This window comes from Streptomyces sp. NPDC086080, from assembly GCF_044540255.1.
Lineage (GTDB): Bacteria > Actinomycetota > Actinomycetes > Streptomycetales > Streptomycetaceae > Streptomyces.
In genome coordinates, this window is sequence record NZ_JBITRU010000005.1 from 149,217 (window position 1) to 175,312 (window position 26,096).

The window sequence follows — 26,096 nt, forward strand, 5'->3', positions numbered from 1 at the left end:
CTTCGACCTGCCCCGGGGACGACCGTCTCAGTTGTCGGTCAGCAGCTCGTCCGCGTCCATGATCCGGTACGCGTACCCCTGCTCCGCGAGGAACCGCTGGCGGTGCGCCGCGAAGTCCTGGTCGATGGTGTCCCGGGCGACCACGGAGTAGAAGTGGGCCTGGTGCCCGTCCGCCTTGGGCCGCAGCACCCGGCCGAGCCGCTGCGCCTCCTCCTGCCGCGAGCCGAAGGTGCCCGACACCTGGATGGCGACCGTGGCCTCCGGCAGGTCGATCGAGAAGTTCGCGACCTTGGACACGACCAGGACGCTGATCTCCCCCTGCCGGAACGCCTCGAACAGCTTCTCCCGCTGGGCGTTCGACGTCTCGCCCTTGATCACCGGCGCGTTCAGATGCTCGCCCAGCTCGTCGAGCTGGTCGATGTACTGCCCGATGACGAGGATCTGCTGCCCCGCGAACCGCCGGACGAGCGCCTCCGTCACCTTCTGCTTGGTCGCCGTCGTCGAGCAGAAGCGGTACTTCTCCTCCTGCTCCGCCGTCGCGTACGCCAGCCGCTCGGACTCGGTGAGGCTGACCCGGACCTCCACGCAGTCGGCCGGGGCGATGTAGCCCTGGGCCTCGATCTCCTTCCACGGCGCGTCGAACCGCTTCGGGCCGATCAGCGAGAACACGTCCGACTCGCGGCCGTCCTCCCGGACCAGGGTCGCGGTCAGACCGAGCCGCCGCCTGGCCTGGAGATCGGCGGTGAACTTGAAGACGGGCGCGGGCAGCAGATGCACCTCGTCGTAGAGGATCAGACCCCAGTCCCGGGAGTCGAACAGCTCCAGGTGGGGGTAGATCCCCTTCCGCCGCGTCGTCAGCACCTGGTAGGTGGCGATGGTGACGGGCCGGATCTCCTTCTTCGTCCCGCTGTACTCGCCGATCTCGTCCTCGGTGAGTGACGTCCGCTTCACCAGCTCGTGCTTCCACTGGCGGGCCGAGACGGTGTTCGTCACCAGGATCAGCGTCGTCGACTTCGCCTGCGCCATCGAACCGGCGCCGACCAGCGTCTTGCCCGCGCCGCAGGGGAGCACGACCACACCGGAGCCGCCGTGCCAGAAGTTCTCCACGGCCTGCTTCTGGTACGGGCGCAGCGCCCACCCCTCCTCGACCAGCTCGATGGGGTGCGCCTCGCCGTCCACGTACCCGGCGAGATCCTCGGCGGGCCAGCCCAGCTTGAGCAGCGTCTGCTTGATCTGCCCGCGCTCCGAGGGATGCACGACGACCGTGTCCGGGTCGATGCGGGCGCCGACGAGCGGGGCGATCCGCTTCGAGCGCAGCACCTCCTCCAGCACGGGCCGGTCGGTGCTGGTGAGGACCAGACCGTGCGCCGGGTGCTTGGACAGGGTGAGCCGGCCGTAGCGGTCCATGGTGTCGGCGATGTCGACGAGCAGCGCGTGCGGCACGGGGTAGCGGCTGTACTGCACCAGGGCGTCGACGACCTGCTCGGCGTCGTGCCCGGCCGCCCGCGCGTTCCACAGACCCAGCGGGGTCACCCGGTAGGTGTGGATGTGCTCGGGCGCCCGCTCCAGCTCGGCGAACGGCGCGATGACCCGACGGCAGTCGTCGGCCTGCTCGTGATCGACCTCAAGGAGCAGGGTCTTGTCGGACTGGACGATGAGCGGACCATTCACGCGCGGCTGCCTTTCTGCGCCTCGGCGACGGAAGCGGCCGGATCCTGCACGGGCATCGCGGGTGCACTGCCCGGCCAAACGTCCAGTTTGCCTGATCGCGCGCCACCGGTGCCCCGGTCGCCCTGGGCCGTTTCGGCGGGGACGACGTGAGCTTGCCCACCGACGGACTCGGCGCGCGCCGGTGCCCCGGGCTCGCGGGGAGCGCGGGGAGCGCGGGGAGCGCGGGGCACCTCGGACGGGCGGGCGCGTTGGGCCCTGCCGGGATCGCTCGGGTCGGGCGCGGGCGGGAAGGTCCGGTGCTGCGGGAACATCTCCGGAGAGCTGGGGTGGCCGCCCGGGTTTCCGGGATGGATCGAGAGGGCGGTGCTGGTGCTCCGGGTGAGGGCCCGGGCGTGGGGGACGTGTGGGGCGTCTCGTGTGGTCGGGCATGCCGGGCCCTGCCGGGATCGCTCGGGTCCGTCGTGGGCGGGAGGTCCGGTGCTGCGGGCGCCCCTCCGGTGAGCCGGGGTGGCCGCCCGGGTTTCCGGGATCGCGAGGGGCGGTGCTGGTGCTCGGGGTGAGGGCCCGGGCGTGGCGGACGTGTGGGGCGTCTCGTGTGGTTGCTGGGATCGTCCGGGTCCGTCGTGGGCGGGAGGTCCGGTGCTGCGGGTGCCCCTCCGGTGACCCGGGGCCCCGGGGTCAGGTGGGCCGGGGCCCTCGCTCGCCGGGCGCAGGCCGTCGGGCGCGGTGCGCGCGGGGGCGGCTGCGTGCCCGGACGGGGTGGCGCGGGGGTGCCCGGCTCAGTCCTCCGGGTCCGCCGGCTCCGCCACGCCCGTGATGCGGTGCAGCGGATACGTACGGACCTCGTCGGCGGTGTGGTCGTACGCCGTGACGAAGCCGCCCTCGACCCGGACCGGGGCGATCACGCGCCGGCTCGCCGCGCCCTCGGCGTCGACGTAGCCGATCCACAGCGCCTCGCCGGTGAGGACGGCGGCCTGCAGGGTGGCGAGGGTTTCGGCGGCGGCCGTCCGGGGCAGCCCGGCGCCCCGGCCGCCGGAGGGGTCACCGGCGGCCGGGTCGCGGGGCGCGGTGGTGGCCCGGTCGCCGGCGCGGACGGCGCGGACCGCCGCGCGGAGCAGGGTGTCGTCGGGGACGGGCGGCCCGTCCGGGACCGGCTCGGGGGGTGTGCGCGGCGGGGTGCGGTGGGCCTCGGCCCGAGCGATCACGACATCGCCCTCGGCGGACTCGGCGGCCGGGGCGAAGCCCATCGCGCGCAGCCCTTCCAGCAGCCCGGCCGGATCCGCCCGCGCGGCCAGCACCGTCGGGGCGAGCCGGCGCAGGCCAAGACCGGCGGCGCGCTTGTCGGCGAGGATCTCGCTGAGCACCGCGTCGTCGTCGCAGCGGACGTACGCCGAGGCGGCGCCGACCCGCAGGTGCCCGTGCCTGCGGGCCACGTCGTCGATCAGATACGCAAGCGGCTGCGGCACCGGCGTACGGGAGTGCGCGGCGAGGAAGGCGTGCAGGTCGGCGGCGGCCTGCCCGGCGTCCAGGGCGCGCCGTACGGAGCCGGGCGTGAAGCGGTAGACCGTCGCGCCACCCTTCGATTCCACGTCCGCGAGAACCCCCAGCATGTCGGCGAGCGGCCGCTCCAGCGGGCCCGGCGCCACCGCCGTCAGGTCGGCCTGGAGCAGGACGTGGTCCAGCGGTTCCGGCAGCAGCGGCGCGAGCAGCCGGGCGGCAGCGGCGGCGGCGGTGGCCTGCTCGGCGGGGGAGTGCGGGGCCCGCGGCGGGGTGGGCCGGTGATGCACGGGCAGCTTGTCACCCGGCCCCTCGGGCTCCGTCCCCGCGTCCGGCTCGGGCACCGGCTGCCGTGGAGCGGGCGCGCCGATCAACGCCCGCCCGTGCGTGGAGAGGGCCCCGCGCCCGGTCACCCCCAGCATCTCCGCCTCGGCGAGCGCCCACCGCGCGAGCCGCGCCCGCGGATCGTCCCCACCGCCCCCGGGACCGCGCCCGCCCGCGCCACCGGGGGACCCGGCCACCGCTCCGCGCCCGCCCTCGGCCGCGTAGGCCCTCGCCCCCGAGCCGGCCGCGCCCGCCCCGCCGCGGTCGCCGCCCGCCGGTGAGGCGATCCCGCCACGGCCGGCCTCCGCCCCCACCGCGGCGCCTCCCGCGCGGTGACCGCTTCCACCGCGCGGTGGCCGCTCCCACCTCAGGCGGGCCAGTACCGACTCGCTGTCCGGAGCGGCCCCCTCCGGGAGGGCGGCCAGCAGGGCCAGCACCCGGTGCCGTACCTCCGGGGCCGCCGAGCGGTCCAGGCCCGGGCCCAGGGCCGACAGTGTGTGGTCCTTCGCGTCCCGCCCGCCGACCAGTCCCGCCGTCCGGGTCGCCGCCAGCCACGCCGTGGCCAGCCGCGCCCACCGCTCCGCGTCCGGGAGCTCGCGCCACTCGTCGTACGCCGGGGTCGCCGCGTACCGCTCGTCGGCCTCCCCGTCGGAGGCCAGCAGTCCCGCGGCGTAGGCCAGTTCGACCCAGAACGCGGCCACCGGCTCGGTCACATCGAGGGCCACGGCGGTCCGCTTCAGGTCCCGCACGCTCAGCCCGCCGGCCCGCAGCACCGCGGGTCCGCCCTCGTTCCAGTCCTTCAGCAGTTCCTCGACCGTCGCCAGCGCCGTGTGCGCCTGCCCTGCCGCCGTCGCGTCCACCACCTGTGGACGGTGCGTGGCGGCCGCCTCGACGGCCGGCGGCACCGGCTCCGGCACCGGATGCGCCCGCCCCGCCCGCAGCCGTAGCGCCACCTCGCGCGGCAGGACGACCGTCCCGGGTGCCGTCGGCAGCAGCAGCCCCCGGTCCAGCAGCCAGCGCAGCCGGGCCGCGGGATCGGCGGTGACCTGCCCGTACGGCGGGCCCCAGACCAGCCGCTCCAGCACCTCCACGGACTCCGCCGGCGCCTCGTCGAGCAGCGCAGACATCCGCTCGGGGTCGCTGAACAGGTCGGTCAGCGCGGTCACCGCGGAGACCGAGTCGTGCGTGGACGGCAGGCCCGCCGTCGCCACGATCTCCTGGATCCGCCCCGGTGACATCCCCGCGGTGGCCTCCCGCACCGTCGGACCGAGACCCGTCGGCGACGGATGCTGCGGCGACGGCGCCAGCAGCTCCCGGGCGGTGCGCACCAGCCGCAGCCGGTCGTCACCGCCCCACACCAGGGCCTGCTCGCGCAGCACCCCGAGCGCGTGCGGCAGCGCGGCGGAGACCGCCGGATCGCCGTCGTCGCCCGCCAGCAGTCCGAGCAGCTCGTCGTACGACGACGGCTCCGCCGCCACCGCCAGCGCCTGGGCCGTCTGCAGCGTGAACCGGTCCAGCCGGTCCAGGGCCCGTGCGACCGAGGCGCGGGTGCCCGCCCGGGTGGCGAGCTGGGTGAGATCGGTGGGCACGGGCGTGATGAGATCCGGCCGGGCGCGCAGCAGCGCGGCCAGGGAGACGTCGTCCCGCCCCCGAAGGGCCTCGGCGAGGGATCGGGGGGCCGCCGCGGGCTTCTCCTCGGTGCTCATCCGCCTCACGTTAGCGCCTGGGTACGTCCATGGGGTGCCGGGAGTTGGGCCGGCCGGGCCCGCTCGCGGTACCGTCGGGCGACGGTGTCCAGGCGCATCCGTCCCGGAGGGGACTTCGTGGGTATCGAGAGTGACCAGGTCGTCTACGAATATCTGAGCCGCGTCGGCGATGTCGCGCAGCAGCGCCAGTTGCCGTCGGCAGCCCGTATGCGGCTGGTCGCCGAGCTGCGCGACGAGATCGACCGGCGCAGGGCGAAGGCCGTGGTCGACTCCCCGGCCGCGGTGCGCCGCATCATCTCCCGTATCGGTACGCCGACCGAGGTCGTGGTGGCGGCGGAGGACGGCACCGGTGCCGCCCCGGACGCCCCCGTCCCGCCCGCCGCCGTCCCGGAGCAGCGCGACCCGGAGCGTGGTGCCGGTGCCCGTGGTGAGCGCGCGAAGGGGGCGCTGCGCCGGGTCGTGCCCCGGCCCCGCCCGGCCGCACCGGCGGACCCCGCGCCCTCCGGCGTACCGTCCCCGCCGCACCGGGCCAGTACGGACGAACTCGGGGACGGCGGCGGCCGGCCCGACTGGTGGCGGGGGGACAGCAGCGCGTTCGGCATCGGCGACGAGGTACCGGGGTTCGTGGGCGGCGTGGAGATCCCGGAACTGCTCAAGCCGCCGCCGGCGAAGGAGCGGGAGGAGGCCGCACCGGAGGCCGCCGCCGAGCCGGTCGCCGTGGCGGAGGCGGAGGACGCCGCGCCGGGCCGGCGCCGCCTGCTGCGGCTGCCGTCGCGGCGCTGGAGCAACCCGCTGCTGCTGCTCGCCGCCGGGCTGCTGGTCGCGGGCGCGGTGCTCGGGAGCTGGTTCGCCCTGATCCTCGGCTGGCTCATCGCCTACGCCTCGCGCCGGCTCAGCCCGGCGGAGTCGAAGGCGGCGGTCGTCATCATCCCGGGCCTCGCACTCACGGGCGGTGTGCTGTGGCTGTGGGGGAGGACGGCGAAGCGCTGGGGCGAGCCCATCGCCGAGGGGCACATGAACACCGCGATCACGGAGACCTGGCCGTGGGTGATCAGGATCGCCGCCATCACCTCGGCCCTGTTCCTGATCTGGCGCTCCCAACGACAGCAGGGCTGAACCCGGTCCCCTGCACCTCAGCCCCTCCGCCCGAACTCAGCCCCTCCGGCGTTTGAGGAGCGGGGGTCCGGGGGCGGAGCCCCCGGGGACGGGACGGGAAGGGGCGGCGGGGGCGAAACACCTTCCACCCGCCCCCACCCGACCGACCACCCGCGACCAGGCCGGCCAGGCCCCCGGCACAATGACCGGCATGCCCTCCACCACCCCCCTCCCACCCACCGTCGGCTTCGACCTCGACATGACCCTCATCGACTCCCGCCCCGGCATCCGCGCCTGCTACCTCGCGCTGGCCCAGCGGACCGGCACGTACATCGACGCCGAGCTCGCGGTCAGCCGGCTCGGGCCGCCGCTGGTGGACGAGCTGATCAACTGGTTCCCGGCCCACCGGGTCGCCGAGGCCGCGGACCTGTACCGCGCGATGTACCCGGCGTACGCCATCACGCCCACGCCCGCCCTGCCCGGCGCCCGTGAGGCGATAGCGGCCGTACGGGACGGGGGCGGGCGCGCGATCGTCGTCACGGCGAAGCACGAGCCCAACGCGAAGCTGCACCTGGCGCACCTCGGCATCGAGCCGGACGCCGTGATCGGCGGCCTGTGGGCCGAGCAGAAGGCGCTGGCGCTGCGCGAGCACCGGGCCGCCGTCTACGTCGGCGACCACGTGGGCGACGTGCGCGGCGCGCGGACCGCCGGGGCGCTCTCCGTCGGGGTCGCCAGCGGCCCGTGCGACGCCACGGAGCTGCACGGGGCCGGCGCGGACGTCGTCCTCACCGCACTGACCGAATTCCCGCGATGGTTTTCGGACTATCGCACCGAGTACGTGCCCACAGGGAACGCCTAGCCCACGGAGGCCACCCAGCCCACGGAGAACGCCTACTCTTACCCCTCTTACCCCTCGGACAACTGAGACCGGCCGTCCCGCGCCCTGCGCCGCCCCGCCGCGGCCGAGCGCAGCACACCCGCGCCGGCCATCAGGAATCCGACCCCCATCAGCATGCTCAGGACGAACATGTACGTCGGAAAGGGCGACGTGCCGAGGAACAGCGGTGCCACGGTGACCAAAGTGGCCACAGCACCGACGATGAAGACAATGCCTCCGGCACGGACCAGACCGTCACCGGGCGCCGCGGAATTCGCTTGGGTTTTGTCACGCACTGGACCAGGGTAGTTCCCTGGCCGAGAGGAACAACCCGGTGACGTCTTGTCACCGGCCCGAAGACCATTAGCCTGGGTACCGGCGGGTCATCGGGGCCCGCCCGAGTGCTATCAGGACCCGTTTTTCCGAAGCAGTTTTCCCGACGAGTACGAGGACGAGGACAGACGTGCCCACCGGCAAGGTGAAGTGGTTCAACAGCGAGAAGGGCTTCGGCTTTCTCTCCCGTGACGACGGCGGCGACGTCTTCGTGCATTCCTCGGTCCTCCCCGCCGGAGTCGAGGCCCTGAAGCCGGGCCAGCGCGTGGAGTTCGGCGTGGTCGCCGGACAGCGCGGGGACCAGGCACTCTCCCTGACCGTGCTCGACCCGACCCCGTCGGTCGCGGTCGCCCAGCGCAAGAAGCCGGACGAGCTGGCCTCCATCGTCCAGGATCTGACGACCCTGCTGGAGAACATCACGCCCGCGCTGGAGCGGGGCCGCTACCCCGACCGGGCGGCCGGCAAGAAGATCGCCGGCCTGCTCCGCGCGGTCGCCGATCAGCTCGACGTCTAGGCCTGTCCGGCGGATCAAGTCGGAGGAAAGCTACGGCGCCTTGCAGCCCAGATGGGCGTGCCGGACCCCGCGTCTCCGGCGTGATCCGCCGGACAGGCCCAAGTACGGGCGAGGCCCGTGCCGGACGCACGGGCCGGGCCCGGAATCTCAGGGAAACCGCAGCGCGTCCGGGCCGAGGGGCGGCACCAGCCCTTCGGCCGCCGCGCGCGTGAGCAGCCCCCGGACGGCCGCGTAGCCGTCCTCGCCGAGATCGGCCGTGAACTCGTTGACGTACAGCCCGATGTGCTGGTCGGCCACGGCCGGGTCCATCTCCTGGGCGTGCTCCATGACGTACGGGCGCGACGCCTCGGGGTCGTCCCACGCGGCCCGTACCGAGGTACGGATCGAGTCGGCGAGCCGGATCAGCGTCTGCTCGCCCAGCGACCGCCTGGCGATGATCGCGCCGAGCGGGATCGGCAGCCCGGTGGTCCGCTCCCAGTGCTCGCCCATGTCGGCGAGCTTGTGCAGCCCGTAGGTCCGGTACGTGAAGCGCGCCTCGTGGATGACGAGCCCCGCGTCGACCTTCCCGTCCCGCACGGCGGGCATGATCTCGTGGAACGGCATCACCACGATCTCCCCGACCCCGCCCGCCCGTCGCCCACCACCGCCCTCACCGGAGGGCCCTGCGGGCCCGCCCCCCTTGGTTCCCAGCACGTCCGCCGCCCACAGCCGGAACAGCAGATAGGCCGTCGACCGCTCACTCGGCACGGCGACCGTACGGCCGGTCAGGTCCGCCCCGGCCTCCCGGGTCAGCACCAGCGGCCCGCAGCCCCGCCCCAGCGCACCCCCGCAGGGCAGCAGCGCGTAGTCGTCGAGGACGTACGGCAGCACCGCGTACGACACCTTCAGCACGTCCAGCTCGCCGCGCTCGGCCATGCTGTTGGTGAGGTCGATGTCGGCGAAGGTGACGTCGACGGCGGGCGCGTCCGGGACGCGCCCGTGGGCGAGGGCGTCGAAGACGAAGGTGTCGTTGGGGCAGGGGGAGTAGGCGATCCGCAGTCGCCGCTGCTCACTGATGGTCATCGGATCTCCTCCGAGGAAACCCCGTCCTTCGGGGCGGGGATGAATCGGGCCCCTGCGGAGCAGGGCAGGCAAAGACGGATCGCCGCCAGGGCGGTTCGTCGTCCGGCAGCCACGCCCTTCAGATGAGTGATAGGTTCCGAATTGCCCGGTCGGCGAGAACCAAGTCGGCCGGGTCTACCGCCGGGCCGGCGGGATGTCAGGTCTGTGGAGCCGGCGTAAGACCGATGACTGGCACACCAGTCCTCGCCGTTTGTTCGGGTCGGCTGCTGTCGATGAAGCAGAAAGCTCAACCCGTGAGGGTTGAATTCCCCTGCTTCAGCTGCGGGAGATGTCAAGCTGCATCCAACTCTCCAGGACGGGCGCGAGCTTCCCGAACCCCTCGGTGAGGGCGCCGAGGGCGTCGCCGATGCGCCAGGCGGCGCGGTCGCGCGGGCCGACGGGGTTCGACACCGCCCGTACCTCCAGCACGGGCACGCCGTGCGCGGCGGCGGCCTCGGCGACCCCGAAGCCCTCCATGGCCTCGGCGAGGGCACGTGGGTGACGCGCGCGGAGCGCGTCGGCGCGGGCGGCGGTCCCGGTCACCGTCGAGACGGTGAGCACGGTTCCGGTGAGCGCGCCGGCCGCGGCGGCGGCCTCCCGCACCAGGGCGGCGGGCGGACGGTGGGTGACGGTGCCGAAGCCGAGGTCGGTGACCGGCAGGAAGCCGTCGGCCGTCTCGGCGCCCAGATCGGCCGCGGTGATCTCGTCCGCGACGACGAGCGAGCCGAGGGGCGCGTGCGGCGGGAAACCGCCGGCGATCCCGGCGGAGACGACCAGGCCGTAGGGCCGGCCGTCGAGGGCGGCCGCGGTCAGCGCGGCGGCCGTGGACGCGGCGGCGAGCGCGGGGCCGACCCCGGCGGCGAGCAGGTCGGGGCCGTCGGCCACCCGGTGCAGGGCGGCACCGGGGCCTCGCACCTCCCGCACCGGCCGCCCCCGGAACGCCTCGGCCACCGCGTCCCGCTCGGCGGGGACGGCGGTGGCCACGAGAAATCGTACGGAGGACGTGATCAGTCGTCCTCGTCCTTCTTCAGCCGGAAGGACCACAGACCCGTGGTCTCGTCCTCGCCCTCCTTGATCGACACCAGGGTCGAGTCGCCCTGGGCGCCGTACTGGGCGTTGAAGAACACGCTGCCCGGGATCGACTGGTAGGTCTTCTTGCTGGACTCGACCAGCGGCTGACCGTTCATCAAAATGGTCCAGCCCTTGTCGGCGATGTCCGGGTCGACGCCGAAGCGCACGCTCTCGGTGGGGTCGACCGAGATCTCGTCGATGCCCTTGTCCTGCAGGCACTTGTTCAGGGCGGCGGCCTTGAGGGCCTCGCCCTCCCCGCCACAGGTGGCCTCGGAGCTCACCGAGTCGCCGCCCACCGTGATGGTGGCGATCGACGTCGGCTTGTCACAGGCGGCCAGGACGAGCAGTCCGGCGGATACGGCGCCGGCGGCGGCGACGGCGCGGCGGCGTCGCACTACGGATTGCAACGTGGTCATGGGCGAAGGTTATCGGTCAGGTGTGCCGCGCCCCCCACGTGGGGGTACGGCGTGGCCGGAGCGTTACGCCACTCGCGCCCGCCCGCCGTGCCCGGGCCCCTGCCGGGCCGAACGGATCAGCCCGCGGACCGTGGTCAGCCAGCCCGTCGCGACGATCGACGCGCCCACGGCCAGCCCCAGCGACCCGTTCAGCGGCATCACGATGCCGATCGCGCCGCCCAGCACCCACGACATCTGCAGCAGCGTCTCCGACCGAGCGAACGCCGAGCTCCGCACGAACTCGGGCACGTCCCGCTGGATCAGCGCGTCCAGCGACAGCTTGGCCAGCGCCTGCGCGAACCCGGCGATCGCGGCGAGACACGCCACCAGGACCGCGCCGAAGAACGCGGCGGCCACGATCGCCGCGCTCAGCACACACGCCACCACCGTCACGATGATGATCTCCGGGGCGCGGTTCCGCAGCCCCGCCCCGACCGCCGTACCGAGCGCGTTTCCCGTACCGGCCGACACCCCCACGATGCCGAGCGACACCGCGGCGCTCTGGCCGGACATCGGATGCTCGCGCAGCAGGAACGCCAGGAAGAAGATCAGGAAGCCGGTGAGGCAGCGGATGGAGGCATTGGCGGCGAGCGCGTGGGTGACGGCCGGGCCGACGGTGCGCAGGCCGGGGCGCTTGTCCGACTTCCGGTGCGGCCCGTGCAGATGCTGCTCGTCGGCGGCGAGCAGCGCCATCGCCTCACCCTTGGCGGAGTCCACCTTCGGCGGCAGCCGGAAGGACAGGAACACGCCCGTCACGAAGAGCACGAACGCTCCGTACAGCGGCCAGCGCGGCCCGATCTGATGGAGCCCCGCGCCGATCGGCGCGGCGATCCCGGTCGCCAGCAGGCCGCCGAGGGTGACCCGTGAGTTCGCCTTCACCAGGGAGAAGGCCGGTGGCAGCAGCCGCGGCACGACCGCGCTTCTGACCACCCCGTACGCCTTCGACGAGACCAGCACACCCAGCGCGGCCGGGTACAGCTCGAGCCCGCCGGTGACGACCGCGCCGGACAGGACCAGCGCGAGCAGCGCGCGGGCCAGCATCGCGCCGGCCATGGCGGCACGGCGGCCGTGCGGGACCCGGTCCAGGAGCGGGCCGACCACGGGGGCGAGGAGCGTGAAGGGCGCCATGGTGATGGCGAGGTAGAGGGCGACACGCCCGCGGGCCTCGTCGGTCGGTACGGAGAAGAAGACGGTGGACGCCAGCGCAACCGTGATCATGACATCGCCGGCGCCGTTCACTCCGTGCAGTTCGATCAGCTTGCCGAGCCCGGACTCCCCGGCGCCGTGCGCGTGGGTCGCCCGGCGGATCCCGCGGGCGGTCTTCGTCACCGGGAGATGCAGGATGCGCCCGCACGCACGCAGACGGCCGCCCGCCCGGCCCGTACCGAGGCGTCGGCCGCTCCCCTTGACCCCTTTCGGCCCACCGGTCCCGGTGGCGTCCTGGGGTGTCCTCGCGGTAGCCACGACGTCATAGTGCCCCGAGATGGCGGTGCATAGTGCGGTATCCGCCACGGACGGCACCCGGGGTGCGGCTGTACGGCGCAACGCGGCGGGCCCCGGCGCGGGGCGACGTACCGCCGATGTCGCCGGCGTACCGCCACCACCGCGCTCGCGCGCCGCGAACGGATCGGTGCCCGCGCGACCGTGAACGTGAAACCGGTCGCCACCCTTCCGGATGCGGACGCGCACCCCCCGAAACCGGCGCGCGGGCGGGGCGACGTACCGCCGATGTCGCCGGCGTACCGCCACCACCCCGCTCGCGCGCCGCGAACGGATCGGTGCCCGCGCGACCGTGAACGTGAAACCGGTCGCCACCCCTCCGGATACGGACCCGCACCCCCCGAAACCGGCGCGCGGCACCCCAGAACAACCGTCGGTGTAGGCCCAGCGCACGTGAACAGGTAGCGTGCGTATCTCAGCCATCCCGCAGAATGGATGGAGGCGCGCCCGAGCACGTTGCGGCGCGGACGTCGACGCGGTCACCCTGTCCGCTCCGTCCGCCCCCCGCGCTGGGAGTGGCGCACTCGTGAGACGGCGTAGGAGAGAAGCGATACCTGTGAGCGCAGCGACAACGCGAAGCCGCACCCCCGACCGTCTGTGCGCGGAGGCGGTCGACCTCGCCCGCGCCGCAGCCGAGGAGGCCGCCGCCCCCGGGGTCGTCGGCGAGCACGAGGGAATGGTCTCCGAGGGCGACCGCGTCGTCACCCACTTCTTCGGGTGCCACGAACCCGGTTACCGCGGCTGGCGCTGGGCCGTCACCGTCGCCCGCGCCTCCCGCGCCAAGATCGTCACGGTCGACGAGTCGGTGCTGCTGCCCGGCCCCGACGCCGTCCTCGCACCCGAGTGGGTGCCGTGGAGCGAGCGGCTGCGCCCCGGCGACATGGGCCCCGGCGACCTCCTCCCCACCGACGCGGACGACCTCCGCCTGGAACCGGGCTACACCGGCGAGGAGGAGCCGCCGCCGAACTCCGCGGTGTCCGACGAGATGGCCGAGCTGGTGGAGGCCGAGGACGCCGAGGTCACGGCGGGGACCCCGGCCCGTCCGGCGGTGACTCCGAGCCGGGGCACGATCGCGGCGGTCGCCGAGGAACTCGGCCTGCGCCGCACCCGAGTCCTGTCCCGCTACGGCCTGCACATCGCCGCCGACCGCTGGGAGGAGGGGTTCGGAGCGAAGACCCCCATGGCCCAGGCGGCCCCGGCCACCTGCATGTCGTGCGGCTTCCTCGCCCGCATCGGCGGCTCCCTCGGCCAGGCCTTCGGCGTGTGCGCCAACGAGTATTCCCCGGCCGACGGCCACGTCGTCTCCCTGGGGTACGGCTGCGGCGGCCACTCGGAGGCCGCGGTCATGCCGAAGCCCCCGCAGCCGGCCCCGCCGGTCATCGACGAGACCCGCGTCGACCCCTTCCCCCTCCGCCCCGCCCCCGACTCCGGTTCGGTCCCGGCGACGGAGGATGCGGCGTCGGCGGAGCTGGGGCACTCATAAACATTCGTCACGCCGTCGAGGGCGGACAGCTCAGAGCTGTGCCGCCCCTCGTGGCTTCCTCGCTCACTCCGTGTCGAAGACCTCTTCGGCCGTCGGCGCGGTGACGGCCCGCCGGAGCCAGCGGCTCAGGGTCTGGGGGTCGTCGCAACTGGTGATGCGCTCACGGGCGGCCTCGGGTACGTCGAGGCCACGTTCCGCGAGTACCGCCAGGACGTCCTCGGCGGCGCGGCGCGTCTCGCCTTCGGCCAGAGCCTCGGTACGGGCTTCGGCGCGGGCTTCTTCCCGGATTTCTTCGACGAGGTAGGACTTGTAGAAGGAGAGGTCCACGGCCACCAGGTTCCTCCAGAGGTGCTTGGCCGGGTGCTTGCCCAGGCCCTGTGCGGTGAACTCACTAGCTCAGAGGGGTCGGGGGGCTGCGGTTGTGCGGCAGGTGGGGCAGTGGCTTTCGGTTTCGGGGGCGCGGAAGGCGTGGTCGCAGCCGTCGCAGTTGCGGAGGCCGTGGCGTACGGGCGCGGGGGAGGCCGGGGCCCGGTACGGGGGCTGGGGCGGGAGCCCGTCGGCGAGACGGTGGGCGAGGAAGGCGGCGGGGCGGTGGAGGGGTTCGTCGGGGAGGCGGTCGGTGAGGGCGTGGCGGAGGGCGGTGGGGGTGACCTCGCGTTCGAGCCAGGCGATGACTCCGGGTGCCAGGTGCTCGGTGTCGGTGGCGGAGAGCAGGAGACGGGGGTCGTGGCGGCGCAAGCCGGCCAGGAGATCGGTGGCCTGCCGGCGGAGTGCGGTGGCTGCGGCGTGGGTGGGCTGGGGGACGGAGGGGAGGGCCTTGCGGGGGCGGGGCTTGGATGTGCGGTCGGTCGTGGCCGGCCGGGGTGGTGGGGGAGGGCAGTCGGGGGGCGCCGCCTCGCGTCGGTGGCCCGGCTGGTTGCAGGAGATGGTGCGGGTGACGATGCGGCCGGTGGGGGTGCGGACGCGCTCGCGGCGGAGGTAGCCGTGGGCCTCCAGATCGCGCAGGGCGGCGGCGATCCGTGTGGTGCCCTCCTTGAAGCGGGCGGCGAGGCTCTTGATGTCCACGGGGGTGCCGGCGGGCAGCGACTGGATGTGGCAGCCGAGGCCGATCGCGAGGAGCGAGAGCTCCGGGTGCTGGGCGAGGTGGTTGCCGATCACCACGAAGCGGGTGGTGTGGCGGGTGTTCTCGTGGATGACGCCGCCGGTGTGGTGACGGGATCGTGTCGGATTGGCGTCGGCGGCTGACTGGGCGCGTGGGGGCGCGCTAGGGTTTTGGGTATCCATCGGGAAGCCTCTTTCTTCCTTGGTGGTCAGGCCCTCGCACCGGGATGCCAGTCCCGGCGGGGGCCGAAGTCTTTTTCGGGTGGTGTGCGCTGAGCGTAGAGGTGCTGAGGGGGCGAAAATCCAGCTGAGCCGGCGATGTTCACCCGCCCGGGTGACGGCATGCCTCGGGCGGGAAAGGGTGGGGCTTGGTGGGGTTCTTTCTCCCCGGGTTCTTGTTTTGGAAGGCGCCGAAGGCACCGGAGCTTCAGAACTCGGGTTCCGGTTCCGTGAGCCGCAGTTCGGCCCAGACGGTTTTGCGGGGGAAGCGGCCCTCGGATACGCCCCAGCGGTCCGCGAGCGCTTCGACCAGCAGCAGGCCCCGGCCGGACTCGGATTCGGCAGTGACCTGTTGAGGCTGGGGAAGCCGCTCGCCCTTGGTGTCGGTCACCTCGATACGGAGGGTGTCGGCCACGACGTAGAGCGTGAGCCGGAAGTCCCGGCTGGGGACGCGACCGTGGGTCGCCGCGTTGACGGCCAGTTCCGCGATGACCTGGCGGGCGGGATCCATCGGCAGCCCCCAGGAACGGAGTTGTTCCGCCCCGAGCAGCCGGGCGAGACGAGCACCGCGGGGTGTGGGGGACAGCAGCACGGTGAAGTTGCGGACGGGGGCGGCGGGTTCGGCGATTTGCTGATTCACGTCACCCAGCGTGGCCGGATCTGCGTACCGTGGAAGGTGACTCAGTGCGTACGTACGGTCACTGTCCGGTGTTTGTCCGGTGCTGTCGTGGCTGTTCCGACGGTTGGTACGGGTAGGGCGCCGGGTGGCGTCACGGACGGTCCCGAGGGAGAGGTGCGGTATGACAGCGGTCGAGACGGAGACGGGTCAACTCAAGACCGAGGCGGACGAGCCGGGCTGGGAGGTGGACCCGGACGACGAGTGGGGCGTCGCGGTCATCACGACCGTCGGACGGCAACTGAAGCTGCGCCGCGAGGCGGCGGGGATGCGGGCCGCCGACTTCGGCCGGGTCGTCGGGTACGGCGAAGACATGGTGTACAAGATCGAGGGCGGCAAACGGATCCCCCGCCAGGAGTTCCTGGACAAGGCGGACGAAGTCCTGGACGCGGGCGGGCTGATCGCGGCGGCCTGGGAGGACGTGAAGAAGGTCCGGTACCCGAAGAAGGTTCGAGCCCTGGGGAAGTTGGAGGGTAAGGCCGTAGAGATCGGCCTGTACGAGTGCAACAGTATCCACGGGCTGTTGCAGACGCCGGAGCATGCGCGTGCTCTGTTCGAAGCCTGTCAGCCGCCGTACTCGCCGGACGATGTGGAACGCATGGTGACCGCCCGGCTGGCGCGGCAGACCGTCTTCGAGCGAGACCCGGGGCCCGCGATTCACTTCGTGATGGAAGAGGCGCCGCTGCGTCGCGAAGTCGGGGGCACAATGGTGTGGCAACGACAGCTCGAACGTCTGCTGGAGCTAGGGCGGTTGTGGAACGTCACACTTCAGGTGATGCCGACCAAGAGCGACGCCCACCCGGGTCTGGATGGCAAGATCGAGCTGCTGAAGTTCGCGGACGGTACAGCCGTAGGACGTGGCGATGGAGCGTTCAACGCTCGTCCCGTCTCCGAGCCCCGGCAGCTCCGGATTCTCGAGCTGCAGTTCAGCGCTATCCGGGCACAGGCTCTCACCCCCCGGGAGTCACTGGCCTTCCTCGAGCGTCTGCTGGGAGAAACATGATGCACAAGGCATCGACCGGAAACGCGTCCGACCTGGCGTGGTTCAAGAGCAGCTACAGCAGTGGCACCAACGGTGAGTCCTGCGTCGAACTGGCCCTCACCTCGGGCACCGTCCACGTCCGTGACTCCAAGAACACCGAAGGACCCTGCCTCGCCTTCGAGCCGGGCGCATGGGCGGCGTTCGTCCCGTACGTGCCCGAAGCCTGATCGTGAGGTCTGGTCCGCCTACTCGAACAGCAGGCGGACCAGTCGGTCCAGGGGCGGCCCGGAGGCCGATGCGAGATGGCGTCCCGCCGGGTGGTGTAGCCGATCAACGGACCGGAACTCGCAGGTCACTCCGGGCACGTCGACCGGCTGGGGCACTCCCGGCGCCTGACCGGGCCACTTCACGTGCCGCGCCGACGTGGAGATCATCGCGAGCCGGGTACCGGAGGGCGAAGCGCCTGATCGCTTACACCACCTCGCGGGACGCGACCCGATGCGAGGGCCCGCCGATGGCGCCGGAGTACCGCCGACTCGCCCAGCAGCAGGGCGTGCGGCCGGTAGGCGGGGCCGCCCAGGGCGCGTTCCAGCGCGGGGAGGTAGTTCCAGCGCACGGCAGGGTGTGCGGAGTGGGCGAAGTGGTACAGGTCGCCGTACGGGAGCCAGGTGCCGCGGGCCAGCAGGGCGAGGAGCGCATTCCGCGGGTACAGCCGCAGGCAGCGGCCCGCTTCCACCGCGACGGGTGGTCCGGTCACCGGCTCCGGGTCGAACCAGCGGTGTTCGACGAGCAGGGACATCCAGGCGAGCTGGGGGTACAGGAGCAGCCGGGGCAGTACGAAGGCGAACACGGCCGCCTCCCAGCCGAAGGTCACGGTGAGGGCCGCCGTGACCATGAACGGACCGGCCGCCCGCAGCCGTCCGGCACCCGCTTCCCGCCAGAGGCCGGTCAGGCCGCGAACGGTGCCGTACGCACCGGCCGGGGTGAGCGGATGGATCAGCGCGAGTGCGTACCGCGCCGTCGTGGCCCCAGGCCGTAAACCCGCCGCGTGGAGTTCCGCCAGGTTCGGATCGGCTCCGGCGATCGTCGCGTTCGGATGGTGCTCACGTACGTGCCGACGGCGGCGTACGGCGACGGGGACGAAGCCGAGCGGGATGTGGACGGCAGCCTCGGCGAGCAACGTGTTCAGTCGGCCGCCCCGCGTCAGTACGCCGTGCACGGCGAAGTGGCTGACCTCCTGGAGATGGCGGAATTTCACCGCGCCCGCGAGTGCGGCGACCGCCCAGCCCCAGGGCCAGCCGTGCATGGCCACCGCGCACCACCCGGCGAACTCCAGCCAGTGGCCCCATAGCAGGAGGACGGGTGTGACGTTGTTCAGTCGCTCGCGTTGGAGTCCCATCACGGACCGGAGCGAGTCCGGTCCGTGCCGTCGCCCCCGCGCCGGACTGAACCACCACCGGTCCGCCTGCCGCACCGCGATTCCGGCCGCGATCGCCAACAGGCCGGCCGACAGTTCCCCCACGCCGTCCCCTCCCCATAGCCCAAGCCCGGCAGACAGCTGCGCGCGGCCAGGGCCATGCCGGGACGGACGCCCGAGTGGCGTCAGACCTCGGTCGGGTGGACGCCCGCCTCGTGCAGCACCTTCATGTTTTCCCGGCTGAGCTCGGCGAACGCGCTGATTTCCGCCATGTGTGCGGCACCCTCGTAGGTCACCGGACCGTCCCCGAGAAGCACCGCGGGGTCGAGTTCGGCGTCGTACACGAGGGTGGCGTTGCCCTCCAGGACCGGTTGCCACGCGTCACCGACCGTCTGGAGGTAGCTCCGGGCGACGCCTCCCGGGTTGCGTACGGTCACCGGCCGCTCCGGGTCGACGAGCCCGAGGCGGGACAGGGTGGCGCGGGAGGCCGCGATGCCCGAACCGCACGACGGGGTCAGTCCGGCGCCTCGCTCGTAGGTGTGGATGAACACCTCGTCATCGGACAGCGGCAGCACGAAGGAGAGGTTGGCGCCGATCGGGAAGACCCCCGGGGAACCGGCGACGCGTCGCCCGGTCTCGATCAGTTCCGCCTCGTCGTAGGCGTCGATCACTGTGATCAGGTGCGAGTTCGGTACCGCGACCGCCGTCACGTGCCGTGACGCGTGGAAAGCCGGAAGCAGCCGGTCCACGTACTCGCCGTGCGGCCCCGCCTCCGCGACGATCGGCTCGCCGGGTGCGAAGTCGACGGCGGGCAGTTCCACGGAGACCTGCCGTACACCGTGGGAGGTACGGCCCCGGTCGCGCACGGTGAAGGAGTAGGGCCCCTGCTCGACCACGACCGACTCGGCCCGGTGCCGGTCCAGCAGTATCCGGCCGGCGCACCGCATCCCGTTCCCGCAGAGCAGCGCCTCGGATCCGTCGGGGTTGTAGAACCAGGCCCGCGCCGTACCGTCGCCGTGGTCGGCCACGAAGTACACCCCGTCACCGCCCAGCCCACGCTTGCGGTCGCACAGCAGCCCGACGGCCCGGGTCAGCTCGTCCGCCGAGGCGAAGTAGTCGAGCGGCGCACCGTCGACGACAAAGATGTCGTTCCGGGAGCCGTGGGCCTTGGTGAGCACGGTTTGCTGATTCACATCACTCAGCGTGGCCGGATCTGCGTACCGTGAGATGTCACTCGGCGCGTACGTACGGTCACTGTCCGGTGGTTGTCCGGTGCTGTCGTGGCTGTTCCGACGGTTGGTACGGGTAGGGCGCGGAGTGCGTCACGGACGGTTCCGAGGGAGAGGTGCGGCATGACGGCGGTCGAGGTGGAGGCGGAGACGGGTCGGCTCAAGGAAGAGGCGGACGAGCCCGGTTGGGAGGTGGACCCGGATGACGAGTGGGGCGTCGCGGTCATCACGACGGTCGGGCGGCAGTTGAAGCTGCGGCGCGAGGCGGCGGGGATGCGGGCCGCCGAGTTCGGTCGGATCGTCGGGTACGGCGAAGACATGGTGTACAAGATCGAGGGCGGCAAGCGGATCCCCCGCCAGGAGTTCCTGGACAAGGCGGACGAGGTCCTGGAAGCGGGCGGGCTGATCGCGGCGGCCTGGGAGGACGTGAAGAAGGTCCGGTACCCGAAGAAGGTTCGGGCGCTGGGCAAGTTGGAAGCGAGAGCGGTCGAGATCGCTGTGTATCAGTCCAACAGCATCAATGGCCTGTTGCAGACGCCGGAGCATGCGCGAGCTGTGATCGGGGCGGCACAGCCGCCCTACTCTCCGGACGATGTGGAGCGCATGGTGGCTGCACGCATCGCACGGCGCACAGTCTTCGAGCGTGATCCCGCCCCGGCGCTCAGCTTCGTCCTGGAAGAGGGGGTTCTGCGTCGGCCCATCGGGGGCACAATGCTCTGGCGTCAGCAACTCGAACGCCTTGTGGAGGTGGGCCGGTTGCACAACGTCGTGCTTCAGGTGATGCCGATGAACTGTGAGACTCACTCCGGGACGGACGGCACCATCGAGCTGCTGAAGTTCGCAGACGGGACGGCGGTTGGTCGGGCCGACGGCGAGTTCAACGGGCGGCCGACCTCGGAGCCCAAACAGCTGCGCATCCTTGAACTGCAGTATGGGACGATCCGGGCTCAGGCACTCTCGCCTCGGGAGTCGCTGGCCTTCATCGAGCAACTGCTGGGGGAAACATGATCCGCAAGACCACTGCCGGGGACGCCTCCGAGCCGACATGGTTCAAGAGCAGCTACAGCAGCGGCAACAACGGTGAGTCCTGCGTCGAACTCGCCCTCACCCCCGGCACCGTCCACGTCCGCGACTCCAAGGACGTCACGGGACCCCGCATCGCCTTCGCCCCGGACACGTGGGCTGCCTTCGTCCCGTACGCGTCCGAGGGCTGAACGCGGACGCGACCCCGAGGGCGGCGCAGGGCCGTACCTCGGGGTCGCTCGGGTGCTGCTGCGTGAACCGGGTCAGAGCGTGACGCCGTTGGCGCGCAGGAAGGCTGCCGGGTTGACGGCGGTGCCGTAGTTCGGGCTGGTGCGGATCTCGAAGTGCAGGTGGGGGCCGCTGGAGTTGCCGGTGTTGCCGGACAGGGCGATCTTCTGGCCGGTCTTGACGACCTGGCCGGCCTTCACGTTCACCGAGGACAGGTGGGCGTACTGGGAGTACGTGCCGTTGCTGTGCTTGATGACGACGGCGTTGCCGTACGCGGGGCCGTCACCGGCGCCGTTGCCGCCGGACTTGACGACGGTGCCGCCGTGGACGGCGACGACGGGGGTGCCGGTCGGGACGGCGTAGTCCTGGCCGGAGTGCTTCGAGGCCCACATGCCGCCGTTCGCGGCGTAGCTGGCGGAGAGCTTGTAGCTCTTCACGGGGGAGACCCAGGACGCCTGCTTCTTCGCGGCGGGCTTGGCGGGCTTGGCCGGCTTGGTGGTCTTGGCGGCCTTCTCGACCATGACGGCCTGCGTCTTCGCGGCCTCGGCCTGAGCGGCGGCCTGCGCCTGGACAGCGGTGGCGCTGCCGGACACGGCCGTGTTCTCGGCGGCGGCGACCGCGACCCCGGCTCCCAGGACGACCGTGGAGCCCAGACCGGCGGCCAGGACGGCCGCGCGGGTGCGGGTGGCGGACGTACGGGGGAAACGGGACGTGACGCGCTCGAACATCGAAAACCTCATGGGGGAGGGGGCGGGGGAAGCCATCCGCGGAACTGGTCCGTGCCGCGCTGGCCGTTCCTTGGTAACCGCAGCCGCCCAAAAGCCGCAAAGGTGTGACCTACGACGAAAGGCCGTACTTCTGGCGTGAGGTCCAGGTCTCTTGACGAAGGGCTCCATGGGGGACGAAAGCCGCCATTTCGCGCCGATCGATCAGGACTGTGCGCGAAATGTCCGAATTGCGGTGGGGTGGTTCTCGACTATTCCGGGTAGTACGGGATGTTTCGCCTGTGGAGCATGTCACCGGCGGGCCGGTCCGGATGTGGCGTGGGTCTCCGGGAATTCGCCATGCCGCTGGTGATCGCCATGCCCCCGGTAACCGCCTTCGAGTCCGTACCTGATGGTGTGAACCTCGGGGGTTCGACCCCGGGGCCGCCAACTGACCGATTGTGTGGACGCCGTAAGCCTTGTCCACCAGGCCGCGCTACGAACGGAACGGTCATGTCGGCACTACCGGAACCGGACCCTTACGTCATTGAAATCGAGCCGGAGGTCCGGGCATGGCTGGAAACGCTTCCCCTCTCGGGCTACAGAACCGTCGAACGCTTCGCGGACCGGCTTGCCACCGATGGCCACGCACTACCGTTTCCGCTTGCCAGTCACCTGGGTGACGGGCTGCGAGAACTGCGGATCGGACCGGTGCGCGTCACCTACTGGTTTGCCCCGGGGCGACGCGCGGTGCTCCTCACTGTCTTCCGCAAGACCAGAATGCGAGAGAGGGAAGAAGTGCTGAGAGCGCAGCGAGCGAGGAAACTGTGCGAGGCGGAGCACGCTCCGGCCGGTGAGCACGCCGTCTACAGTAGGGACGAGGAGGCCTGATGAGCAGCGGTTACCACACGAGCTGGACAGTGCCGCCGGAGCACCGTGAGGATCCGGCGTACCGTGCCGCGGGACGGCGTATGGACTTCGCGCAGGCCGTCTACGACCGGCGCTCCGCCCTCGGCTGGTCCACCGCCGAACTGGCCCGGCGTGCGGAGCTCTCCGAGGAGGCCGTCGAGGCCATCGAGGAGAGCGACGTCGAGCCCACGCTGGAGCTGATCGAGCGGCTGGCCGCCGCTCTGGAGGCCGGGGCCCGCATCGACCCGCGCACCAGTCCCGAGTTCCGCTTCGAGGATCGCGCGGCCTGAGGTCTCGCGGCTCACGTGCTTCGCGCGGCCCGAGGCCTCGCTATTCACGTGCTCCTCGCCGGGGTGCCGTGGGACGGTACCTTCGTCCTCACGCCGATCAGGGCGGCCGATGAGGAGAGTCAACGTGAGCAAGTACGTGCGGCCCGCCGCCGAGGGTGCCGATCCGTTCGGGACGGCGCGGCTGCGGCGCGGTGTCCTCGACGCCTGGGCCACCAGCCCCGCCCGCTTCCGTGAGGACGCCAACGCCGAGGAGGACCTGGTCCTCGGCGGGTACCGGGACCGTCTCGTCGTCGAGCTCGCGCAGAACGCCGCCGACGCCGCCGCCCGCGCCGGCGTACCGGGACGGCTCCGGCTCACCCTGCGCGACGGGGTCCTCGTCGCCGCCAACACCGGGGCCCCGCTCGACGAGGCCGGGGTCGAGTCGCTGTCCACCCTGCGGGCCTCCGCGAAGCGGGACGCGCCGGACCGGGCCGTGGGGCGGTTCGGGGTCGGGTTCGCCGCCGTACTCGCCGTGACCGACGAGCCCGCCGTCGTCGGACGGCACGGCGGGGTCAGGTGGTCGCTCGCCGAGGCACGCGGCCTCGCGGACGACACCGCCCTGCGGAGCGCCGGTCTGGTGGACGAGATCCGCCGGCGGGACGGTCATGTGCCGCTGCTGCGACTCCCGTTCGCCGCCGAGGGGACCGCGCCCGACCCGTACGACACCGCGGTCATCCTCCCGCTGCGGGACGCGGCCGCCGCCGATCTCGCCGAGCGGCTGCTGGACGCCGTCGACGACGCCCTGCTGCTGGCCCTGCCCGGCCTGGAGGACGTCGTCGTCGAGATCGGGGACGCGGAGCCCCGTACCGTGCGGCGGCGCGCGGACGGGGAGCTCACCGTCGTCGAGGACTCGCGCGAGGGTACGACCCGGTGGCGCACGGCCGTCGCGCAGGGGCCGCTCACCCCCGACCTGCTCGCCGACCGGCCGGTCGAGGAGCGGCTGCGGCCGTTCTGGTCGGTCACCTGGGCCGTGCCCGTGGACGCCGACGGACGTCCCGCCCGGCCCCGGACCAGCGCCGTCGTGCACGCGCCCACCCCGAGCGACGAGCCCCTCGGTGTGCCCGCCCTGCTCATCGCCTCCCTCCCGCTGGACTCCACCCGCCGGCACGCCGCCCCCGGCCCGCTCACCGACTTCCTCGTGCAGCGCGCCGCCGACGCCTACGCCGGGCTGCTCGCCGAGTGGCGCCCGGTGACGGACGGGATCATCGGCCTCGTGCCCGGCCCGCTCGGCAAGGGCGAGCTGGACGGCGCCCTGCGCCGGGCGATCCTCGAACGGCTGCCGCGCACGTCCTTCCTGCCGCCCGCCGCCGCACCGCGCGCGGACGAGGAGGGCGACTCCGATCTGCCCGAGTCGCTGCGGCCCAGGGACGCCGAGGTCGTGGAGGGCGCGGGGGCCGACACCGTACGCGTCCTGGCGGAGGTGCTCCCCACCCTCCTGCCCGCCGGTCTCGAACGGCGCGTCGAGCTGCGCACGCTCGGGGTCGCCCGGGTGCCGCTCACCGACGCGATCGACCGACTGGCGGGCCTGGAGAAGTCCCCCGACTGGTGGCGGCGGCTGTACGACAGCCTCGCCGGGGTCGAGCCGGACCGGCTGTCCGGGCTGCCGGTGCCGCTCGCCGGGGGCACCTCCCGGGCTTTCGGCTCCGGGGGAGGGCGGACGACGATCGGGCCCCGGCAGGTGCTGCTGCCCACCCCCGACTCGGCCTCCCTCGATGCCGAACTCCTCGCCCGGCTCGGTCTCAAGGTCGCCCACCCCGACGCCGCGCACCCCCTGCTGGAGAAACTGGGCGCCCTTCCCGCCACCCCGCGCGCCGTCCTCACCACCCCGCAGGTGCGGGCCGCCGTCGCCGCCTCGCTGGACGACGAGGGCGGGACGAACTGGGAGGAGGACGTGCCGGACGCCGAGGAACTCGCCGACGTCGTGCTGGGGTTGGTGCGGGACGCCGCCCTCGAACCCGGTGACGAACCGTGGCTGGGCGCCCTCGCCCTCCCCGACGAGGACGGCGAACTCTCCCCGGCCTGCGAACTCGTCTTCCCCGGTGGCCCGTTCGCCCAGGTCATGCGCGAGGGAGAACTCGCGGCCGTGGACGGCGAGCTGGCAGCCAAGTGGGGCGAACAGCCCCTCTCGGCATGCGGGGTGCTGGTGGACTTCACCCTCGTCCGTGCCACCGATGTCGTCCTCGACCCCGATGAACTGGAGCCGAGAGAGGGGGACTTCGCCGAGCCCGACGACGCCGGGCTGCTGGACGCCGTGGACGTGTGGAGCGAGGACCTCCTCGACCGCTTCCCGGACAGTCCCGTCCCGCCGGTCGCCACCGAGATCGTCGCCGTGCGCGACCTCGACCTCGTGGACGACGAACGCTGGCCGCAGGCCCTCGCCCTGCTGTCCCGGCCCCCGCTGCGCGACGCGCTCGTCCAGCCGGTGCGCATCCTGCTGCACGACGGCACCCACGAGACCGTACGGCCCTACACCGCGTGGTGGCTGCGCGGGCACCCGGTGATCGACGGGCGCCACCCGGCCGGACTGCGGGCGTCCGGGAGCGATCCGCTGCTGCGGGGCCTGTACGAGGAGGCCGACGCGACCGGCTTCGAGGACGAGCAGGTGCTGCGGGCGCTGGGCGTACGGACCTCGGTGGCCGCGCTGCTCGACGAGCCCGGCGGCGCGGCCGAACTGCTCGACCGCCTCGCCGACCCCGACCGCCGGGTCACCGCCGCCCAGCTGCACGCCCTGTACGGGGCGCTGGCCGAGCTGGACCCCGAGCAGGTGACCCTGCCGGACGAGCTGCGGGCCGTGGTCGACGGGCGGGTCGAGGTGGTGGACGCGGCGGACGCGGTGGTCGTCGACTCACCGGATCTGCTGCCGTTCACAGCGGGGGTTCCGCTGCTGCCGGTACGGCCGGCGCGGGCCGCCGAGCTGGCGGAGCTGTTCCAGGTGCGGCGGCTGAGCGAGTCCGTCACCGGGGAGGTCGGCTCCGAGGGTGATGTGCACGACGTACCGGAGCCGGTGCGGGTGCTGCTCGGGGTCGGGACGCTGGCGTCGTACGTGGAGCACGAGGAGCTGGTCGTCGACGGTGTGGAGATCGACTGGCGGCTGACCGACGACGGTGTGCTCCATGCGGCCACGCTGGAGGGCGTGGCCGCGGGTCTCGCCTGGGCGGCGGGCCAGTGGCCCCGCCGCTTCGAGGTCGCGGCCCTGCTGGAGGACCCGTCCCGAACCGACGAACTGTCCCGCGACCGCTGGTTCGACTGACCCCGGCACCCGACCGGTCCCCCGCCTTCCGCGGGGGGTCGTGCCGCAGTTGCGGTGGTGGTGGGTGGGGGCGACTGGTTCCCTCGCCCTCCGTGGGGGGCCGTGCAGCAGTTGCGGTGGCGGAGGGTGGCGACGGGCCCTCGCCCTCCGCGGGCAGTCGTGCCGCAGGGCGGCACGGGTGGGCGCGACGGCACCCCGCAGGCGCCGGGCCGCGCAGACACCCCCCGCCCGGTACCAACACCGGGCAGGCTCCGGGGTGCCGGGGTGCCGGGGTGCCGGGGTGCCGGGGTGCCGGGGTCCAGGCCGCGCGGGTTGCCAGGGGCGCCCCGGCAGCGATGGGCGCCCCGGACAAGCCCGGGCCGGACACCACCGTCCGCAAGATGGTCACATTTCTCTACAACC

General features: G+C 72.8%; 24 protein-coding genes. 11 read left to right on the plus strand and 13 right to left on the minus strand.

Going from position 1 to position 26,096, the window contains the following annotated elements:
• Positions 1-27: 27 nt before the first annotated feature.
• Positions 28-1,671: a DNA repair helicase XPB gene (locus ACIF9R_RS08545; protein WP_399976126.1), complete on the minus strand. Its 1,644-nt coding sequence runs from the start codon at positions 1,669-1,671 to the stop codon at positions 28-30.
• Positions 1,672-2,450: 779 nt separating this feature from the next.
• Positions 2,451-5,198 (minus strand): helicase-associated domain-containing protein, encoded by a 2,748-nt coding sequence (locus ACIF9R_RS08550; RefSeq protein WP_399976129.1) that lies wholly within the window; start codon positions 5,196-5,198, stop codon positions 2,451-2,453.
• 117 nt (positions 5,199-5,315) lie between these two features.
• On the opposite strand from ACIF9R_RS08550, the gene ACIF9R_RS08555 reads away from it, so the two are divergent.
• Complete coding sequence (locus ACIF9R_RS08555; RefSeq protein ID WP_399976131.1) at positions 5,316-6,314, plus strand: hypothetical protein; 999 nt, start codon at positions 5,316-5,318, stop codon at positions 6,312-6,314.
• Between the two features lie 190 nt (positions 6,315-6,504).
• Positions 6,505-7,152, plus strand: coding sequence for an HAD family hydrolase (locus tag ACIF9R_RS08560; RefSeq protein ID WP_399976133.1), 648 nt, complete (start codon positions 6,505-6,507; stop codon positions 7,150-7,152).
• Between the two features lie 47 nt (positions 7,153-7,199).
• On the opposite strand, the gene ACIF9R_RS08565 is transcribed toward ACIF9R_RS08560, so the two are convergent.
• A complete protein-coding gene (locus tag ACIF9R_RS08565; RefSeq protein WP_399976135.1) occupies positions 7,200-7,466 on the minus strand; it encodes a hypothetical protein in 267 nt (88 codons plus the stop codon).
• A 167-nt stretch (positions 7,467-7,633) separates the two neighbouring features.
• On the opposite strand from ACIF9R_RS08565, the gene ACIF9R_RS08570 reads away from it, so the two are divergent.
• Complete coding sequence (locus ACIF9R_RS08570; protein ID WP_399976138.1) at positions 7,634-8,017, plus strand: cold-shock protein; 384 nt, start codon at positions 7,634-7,636, stop codon at positions 8,015-8,017.
• Between the two features lie 147 nt (positions 8,018-8,164).
• Here the strand turns inward: ACIF9R_RS08570 and ACIF9R_RS08575 are convergent, their stop codons facing one another.
• From ACIF9R_RS08575 to ACIF9R_RS08590, 4 genes are all read right to left on the minus strand, one after another.
• Positions 8,165-9,079 (minus strand): 1,4-dihydroxy-6-naphthoate synthase, encoded by a 915-nt coding sequence (locus ACIF9R_RS08575; RefSeq protein WP_399976141.1) that lies wholly within the window; start codon positions 9,077-9,079, stop codon positions 8,165-8,167.
• Positions 9,080-9,394: 315 nt separating this feature from the next.
• Entirely contained in the window at positions 9,395-10,102 is a 708-nt protein-coding gene (locus ACIF9R_RS08580; RefSeq protein WP_399976143.1) for a futalosine hydrolase, read from the minus strand.
• Between the two features lie 23 nt (positions 10,103-10,125).
• Entirely contained in the window at positions 10,126-10,584 is a 459-nt protein-coding gene (locus ACIF9R_RS08585; RefSeq protein ID WP_399976640.1) for a DUF2771 domain-containing protein, read from the minus strand.
• A gap of 84 nt (positions 10,585-10,668) precedes the next feature.
• A complete protein-coding gene (locus ACIF9R_RS08590) occupies positions 10,669-12,108 on the minus strand; it encodes an MFS transporter (protein WP_399976146.1) in 1,440 nt (479 codons plus the stop codon).
• Between the two features lie 592 nt (positions 12,109-12,700).
• Here ACIF9R_RS08590 and ACIF9R_RS08595 point away from each other — a divergent pair.
• The gene (locus ACIF9R_RS08595; protein WP_399976148.1) at positions 12,701-13,627 is read left to right on the plus strand and encodes a DUF3027 domain-containing protein; all 927 of its coding nucleotides are present in this window, start codon (positions 12,701-12,703) and stop codon (positions 13,625-13,627) included.
• Positions 13,628-13,690: 63 nt separating this feature from the next.
• Here the strand turns inward: ACIF9R_RS08595 and ACIF9R_RS08600 are convergent, their stop codons facing one another.
• The 3 genes from ACIF9R_RS08600 to ACIF9R_RS08610 all read right to left on the minus strand — a co-directional run bounded on the left by ACIF9R_RS08600 (position 13,691) and on the right by ACIF9R_RS08610 (position 15,596).
• Positions 13,691-13,960, minus strand: coding sequence for a hypothetical protein (locus tag ACIF9R_RS08600; RefSeq protein WP_399976151.1), 270 nt, complete (start codon positions 13,958-13,960; stop codon positions 13,691-13,693).
• A 63-nt stretch (positions 13,961-14,023) separates the two neighbouring features.
• Positions 14,024-14,911 (minus strand): helix-turn-helix domain-containing protein, encoded by an 888-nt coding sequence (locus ACIF9R_RS08605; RefSeq protein WP_399976154.1) that lies wholly within the window; start codon positions 14,909-14,911, stop codon positions 14,024-14,026.
• Between the two features lie 244 nt (positions 14,912-15,155).
• Positions 15,156-15,596, minus strand: a complete 441-nt coding sequence (locus tag ACIF9R_RS08610) for an ATP-binding protein (RefSeq protein ID WP_399976643.1) — start codon at positions 15,594-15,596, stop codon at positions 15,156-15,158.
• A 151-nt stretch (positions 15,597-15,747) separates the two neighbouring features.
• Here ACIF9R_RS08610 and ACIF9R_RS08615 point away from each other — a divergent pair, with 151 nt between their 5' ends.
• Together ACIF9R_RS08615 and ACIF9R_RS08620 are read left to right on the plus strand one after the other, a co-directional pair.
• Positions 15,748-16,626 (plus strand): helix-turn-helix transcriptional regulator, encoded by an 879-nt coding sequence (locus ACIF9R_RS08615; protein WP_399976157.1) that lies wholly within the window; start codon positions 15,748-15,750, stop codon positions 16,624-16,626.
• Positions 16,623-16,832, plus strand: coding sequence for a DUF397 domain-containing protein (locus ACIF9R_RS08620; protein WP_399976160.1), 210 nt, complete (start codon positions 16,623-16,625; stop codon positions 16,830-16,832). Before ACIF9R_RS08615 ends, ACIF9R_RS08620 begins: the two co-directional genes overlap by 4 nt.
• A 203-nt stretch (positions 16,833-17,035) precedes the next feature.
• Here ACIF9R_RS08620 and ACIF9R_RS08625 read toward each other — a convergent pair whose 3' ends face one another.
• Positions 17,036-18,127 carry a fatty acid desaturase gene (locus ACIF9R_RS08625; RefSeq protein ID WP_399976162.1) on the minus strand — a complete coding sequence of 364 codons (1,092 nt, stop codon included), beginning with the start codon at positions 18,125-18,127 and terminating at the stop codon, positions 17,036-17,038.
• A gap of 80 nt (positions 18,128-18,207) precedes the next feature.
• A complete protein-coding gene (gene dapF, locus ACIF9R_RS08630; protein WP_399976164.1) occupies positions 18,208-19,215 on the minus strand; it encodes a diaminopimelate epimerase in 1,008 nt (335 codons plus the stop codon).
• A 159-nt stretch (positions 19,216-19,374) separates the two neighbouring features.
• On the opposite strand from dapF, the gene ACIF9R_RS08635 reads away from it, so the two are divergent.
• On the plus strand, positions 19,375-20,259 hold the full coding sequence (locus tag ACIF9R_RS08635) for a helix-turn-helix domain-containing protein (RefSeq protein WP_399976166.1): 885 nt from the start codon (positions 19,375-19,377) through the stop codon (positions 20,257-20,259).
• On the plus strand, positions 20,256-20,465 hold the full coding sequence (locus tag ACIF9R_RS08640) for a DUF397 domain-containing protein (protein ID WP_399976168.1): 210 nt from the start codon (positions 20,256-20,258) through the stop codon (positions 20,463-20,465). Before ACIF9R_RS08635 ends, ACIF9R_RS08640 begins: the two co-directional genes overlap by 4 nt.
• A 72-nt stretch (positions 20,466-20,537) precedes the next feature.
• Here ACIF9R_RS08640 and ACIF9R_RS08645 read toward each other — a convergent pair whose 3' ends face one another.
• Complete coding sequence (locus tag ACIF9R_RS08645; RefSeq protein ID WP_399976171.1) at positions 20,538-21,230, minus strand: M23 family metallopeptidase; 693 nt, start codon at positions 21,228-21,230, stop codon at positions 20,538-20,540.
• Positions 21,231-21,719: 489 nt separating this feature from the next.
• Here ACIF9R_RS08645 and ACIF9R_RS08650 point away from each other — a divergent pair, with 489 nt between their 5' ends.
• From ACIF9R_RS08650 to ACIF9R_RS08660, 3 genes are all read left to right on the plus strand, one after another.
• Entirely contained in the window at positions 21,720-22,097 is a 378-nt protein-coding gene (locus ACIF9R_RS08650) for a type II toxin-antitoxin system RelE/ParE family toxin (RefSeq protein ID WP_399976174.1), read from the plus strand.
• Entirely contained in the window at positions 22,097-22,405 is a 309-nt protein-coding gene (locus ACIF9R_RS08655; protein ID WP_399976176.1) for a multiprotein-bridging factor 1 family protein, read from the plus strand. Before ACIF9R_RS08650 ends, ACIF9R_RS08655 begins: the two co-directional genes overlap by 1 nt.
• A gap of 124 nt (positions 22,406-22,529) precedes the next feature.
• Positions 22,530-25,694, plus strand: a complete 3,165-nt coding sequence (locus tag ACIF9R_RS08660) for a sacsin N-terminal ATP-binding-like domain-containing protein (RefSeq protein WP_399976179.1) — start codon at positions 22,530-22,532, stop codon at positions 25,692-25,694.
• Positions 25,695-26,096 lie beyond the last annotated feature (402 nt).

What these genes read in the sequence shown, in the direction of transcription:
- ACIF9R_RS08615 (WP_399976157.1), top strand. Translation starts at nt 15,748, where the DNA reads ATGACAGCGGTCGAGACGGAGACGGGTCAACTCAAGACCGAGGCGGAC.
- ACIF9R_RS08635 (WP_399976166.1), top strand. Translation starts at nt 19,375, where the DNA reads ATGACGGCGGTCGAGGTGGAGGCGGAGACGGGTCGGCTCAAGGAAGAG.
- ACIF9R_RS08645 (WP_399976171.1), bottom strand. Translation starts at nt 21,230, where the DNA reads ATGTTCGAGCGCGTCACGTCCCGTTTCCCCCGTACGTCCGCCACCCGC.
- ACIF9R_RS08575 (WP_399976141.1), bottom strand. Translation starts at nt 9,079, where the DNA reads ATGACCATCAGTGAGCAGCGGCGACTGCGGATCGCCTACTCCCCCTGC.
- ACIF9R_RS08640 (WP_399976168.1), top strand. Translation starts at nt 20,256, where the DNA reads ATGATCCGCAAGACCACTGCCGGGGACGCCTCCGAGCCGACATGGTTC.
- ACIF9R_RS08650 (WP_399976174.1), top strand. Translation starts at nt 21,720, where the DNA reads ATGTCGGCACTACCGGAACCGGACCCTTACGTCATTGAAATCGAGCCG.
- ACIF9R_RS08605 (WP_399976154.1), bottom strand. Translation starts at nt 14,911, where the DNA reads ATGGATACCCAAAACCCTAGCGCGCCCCCACGCGCCCAGTCAGCCGCC.
- ACIF9R_RS08560 (WP_399976133.1), top strand. Translation starts at nt 6,505, where the DNA reads ATGCCCTCCACCACCCCCCTCCCACCCACCGTCGGCTTCGACCTCGAC.
- ACIF9R_RS08620 (WP_399976160.1), top strand. Translation starts at nt 16,623, where the DNA reads ATGATGCACAAGGCATCGACCGGAAACGCGTCCGACCTGGCGTGGTTC.
- ACIF9R_RS08550 (WP_399976129.1), bottom strand. Translation starts at nt 5,198, where the DNA reads ATGAGCACCGAGGAGAAGCCCGCGGCGGCCCCCCGATCCCTCGCCGAG.
- ACIF9R_RS08655 (WP_399976176.1), top strand. Translation starts at nt 22,097, where the DNA reads ATGAGCAGCGGTTACCACACGAGCTGGACAGTGCCGCCGGAGCACCGT.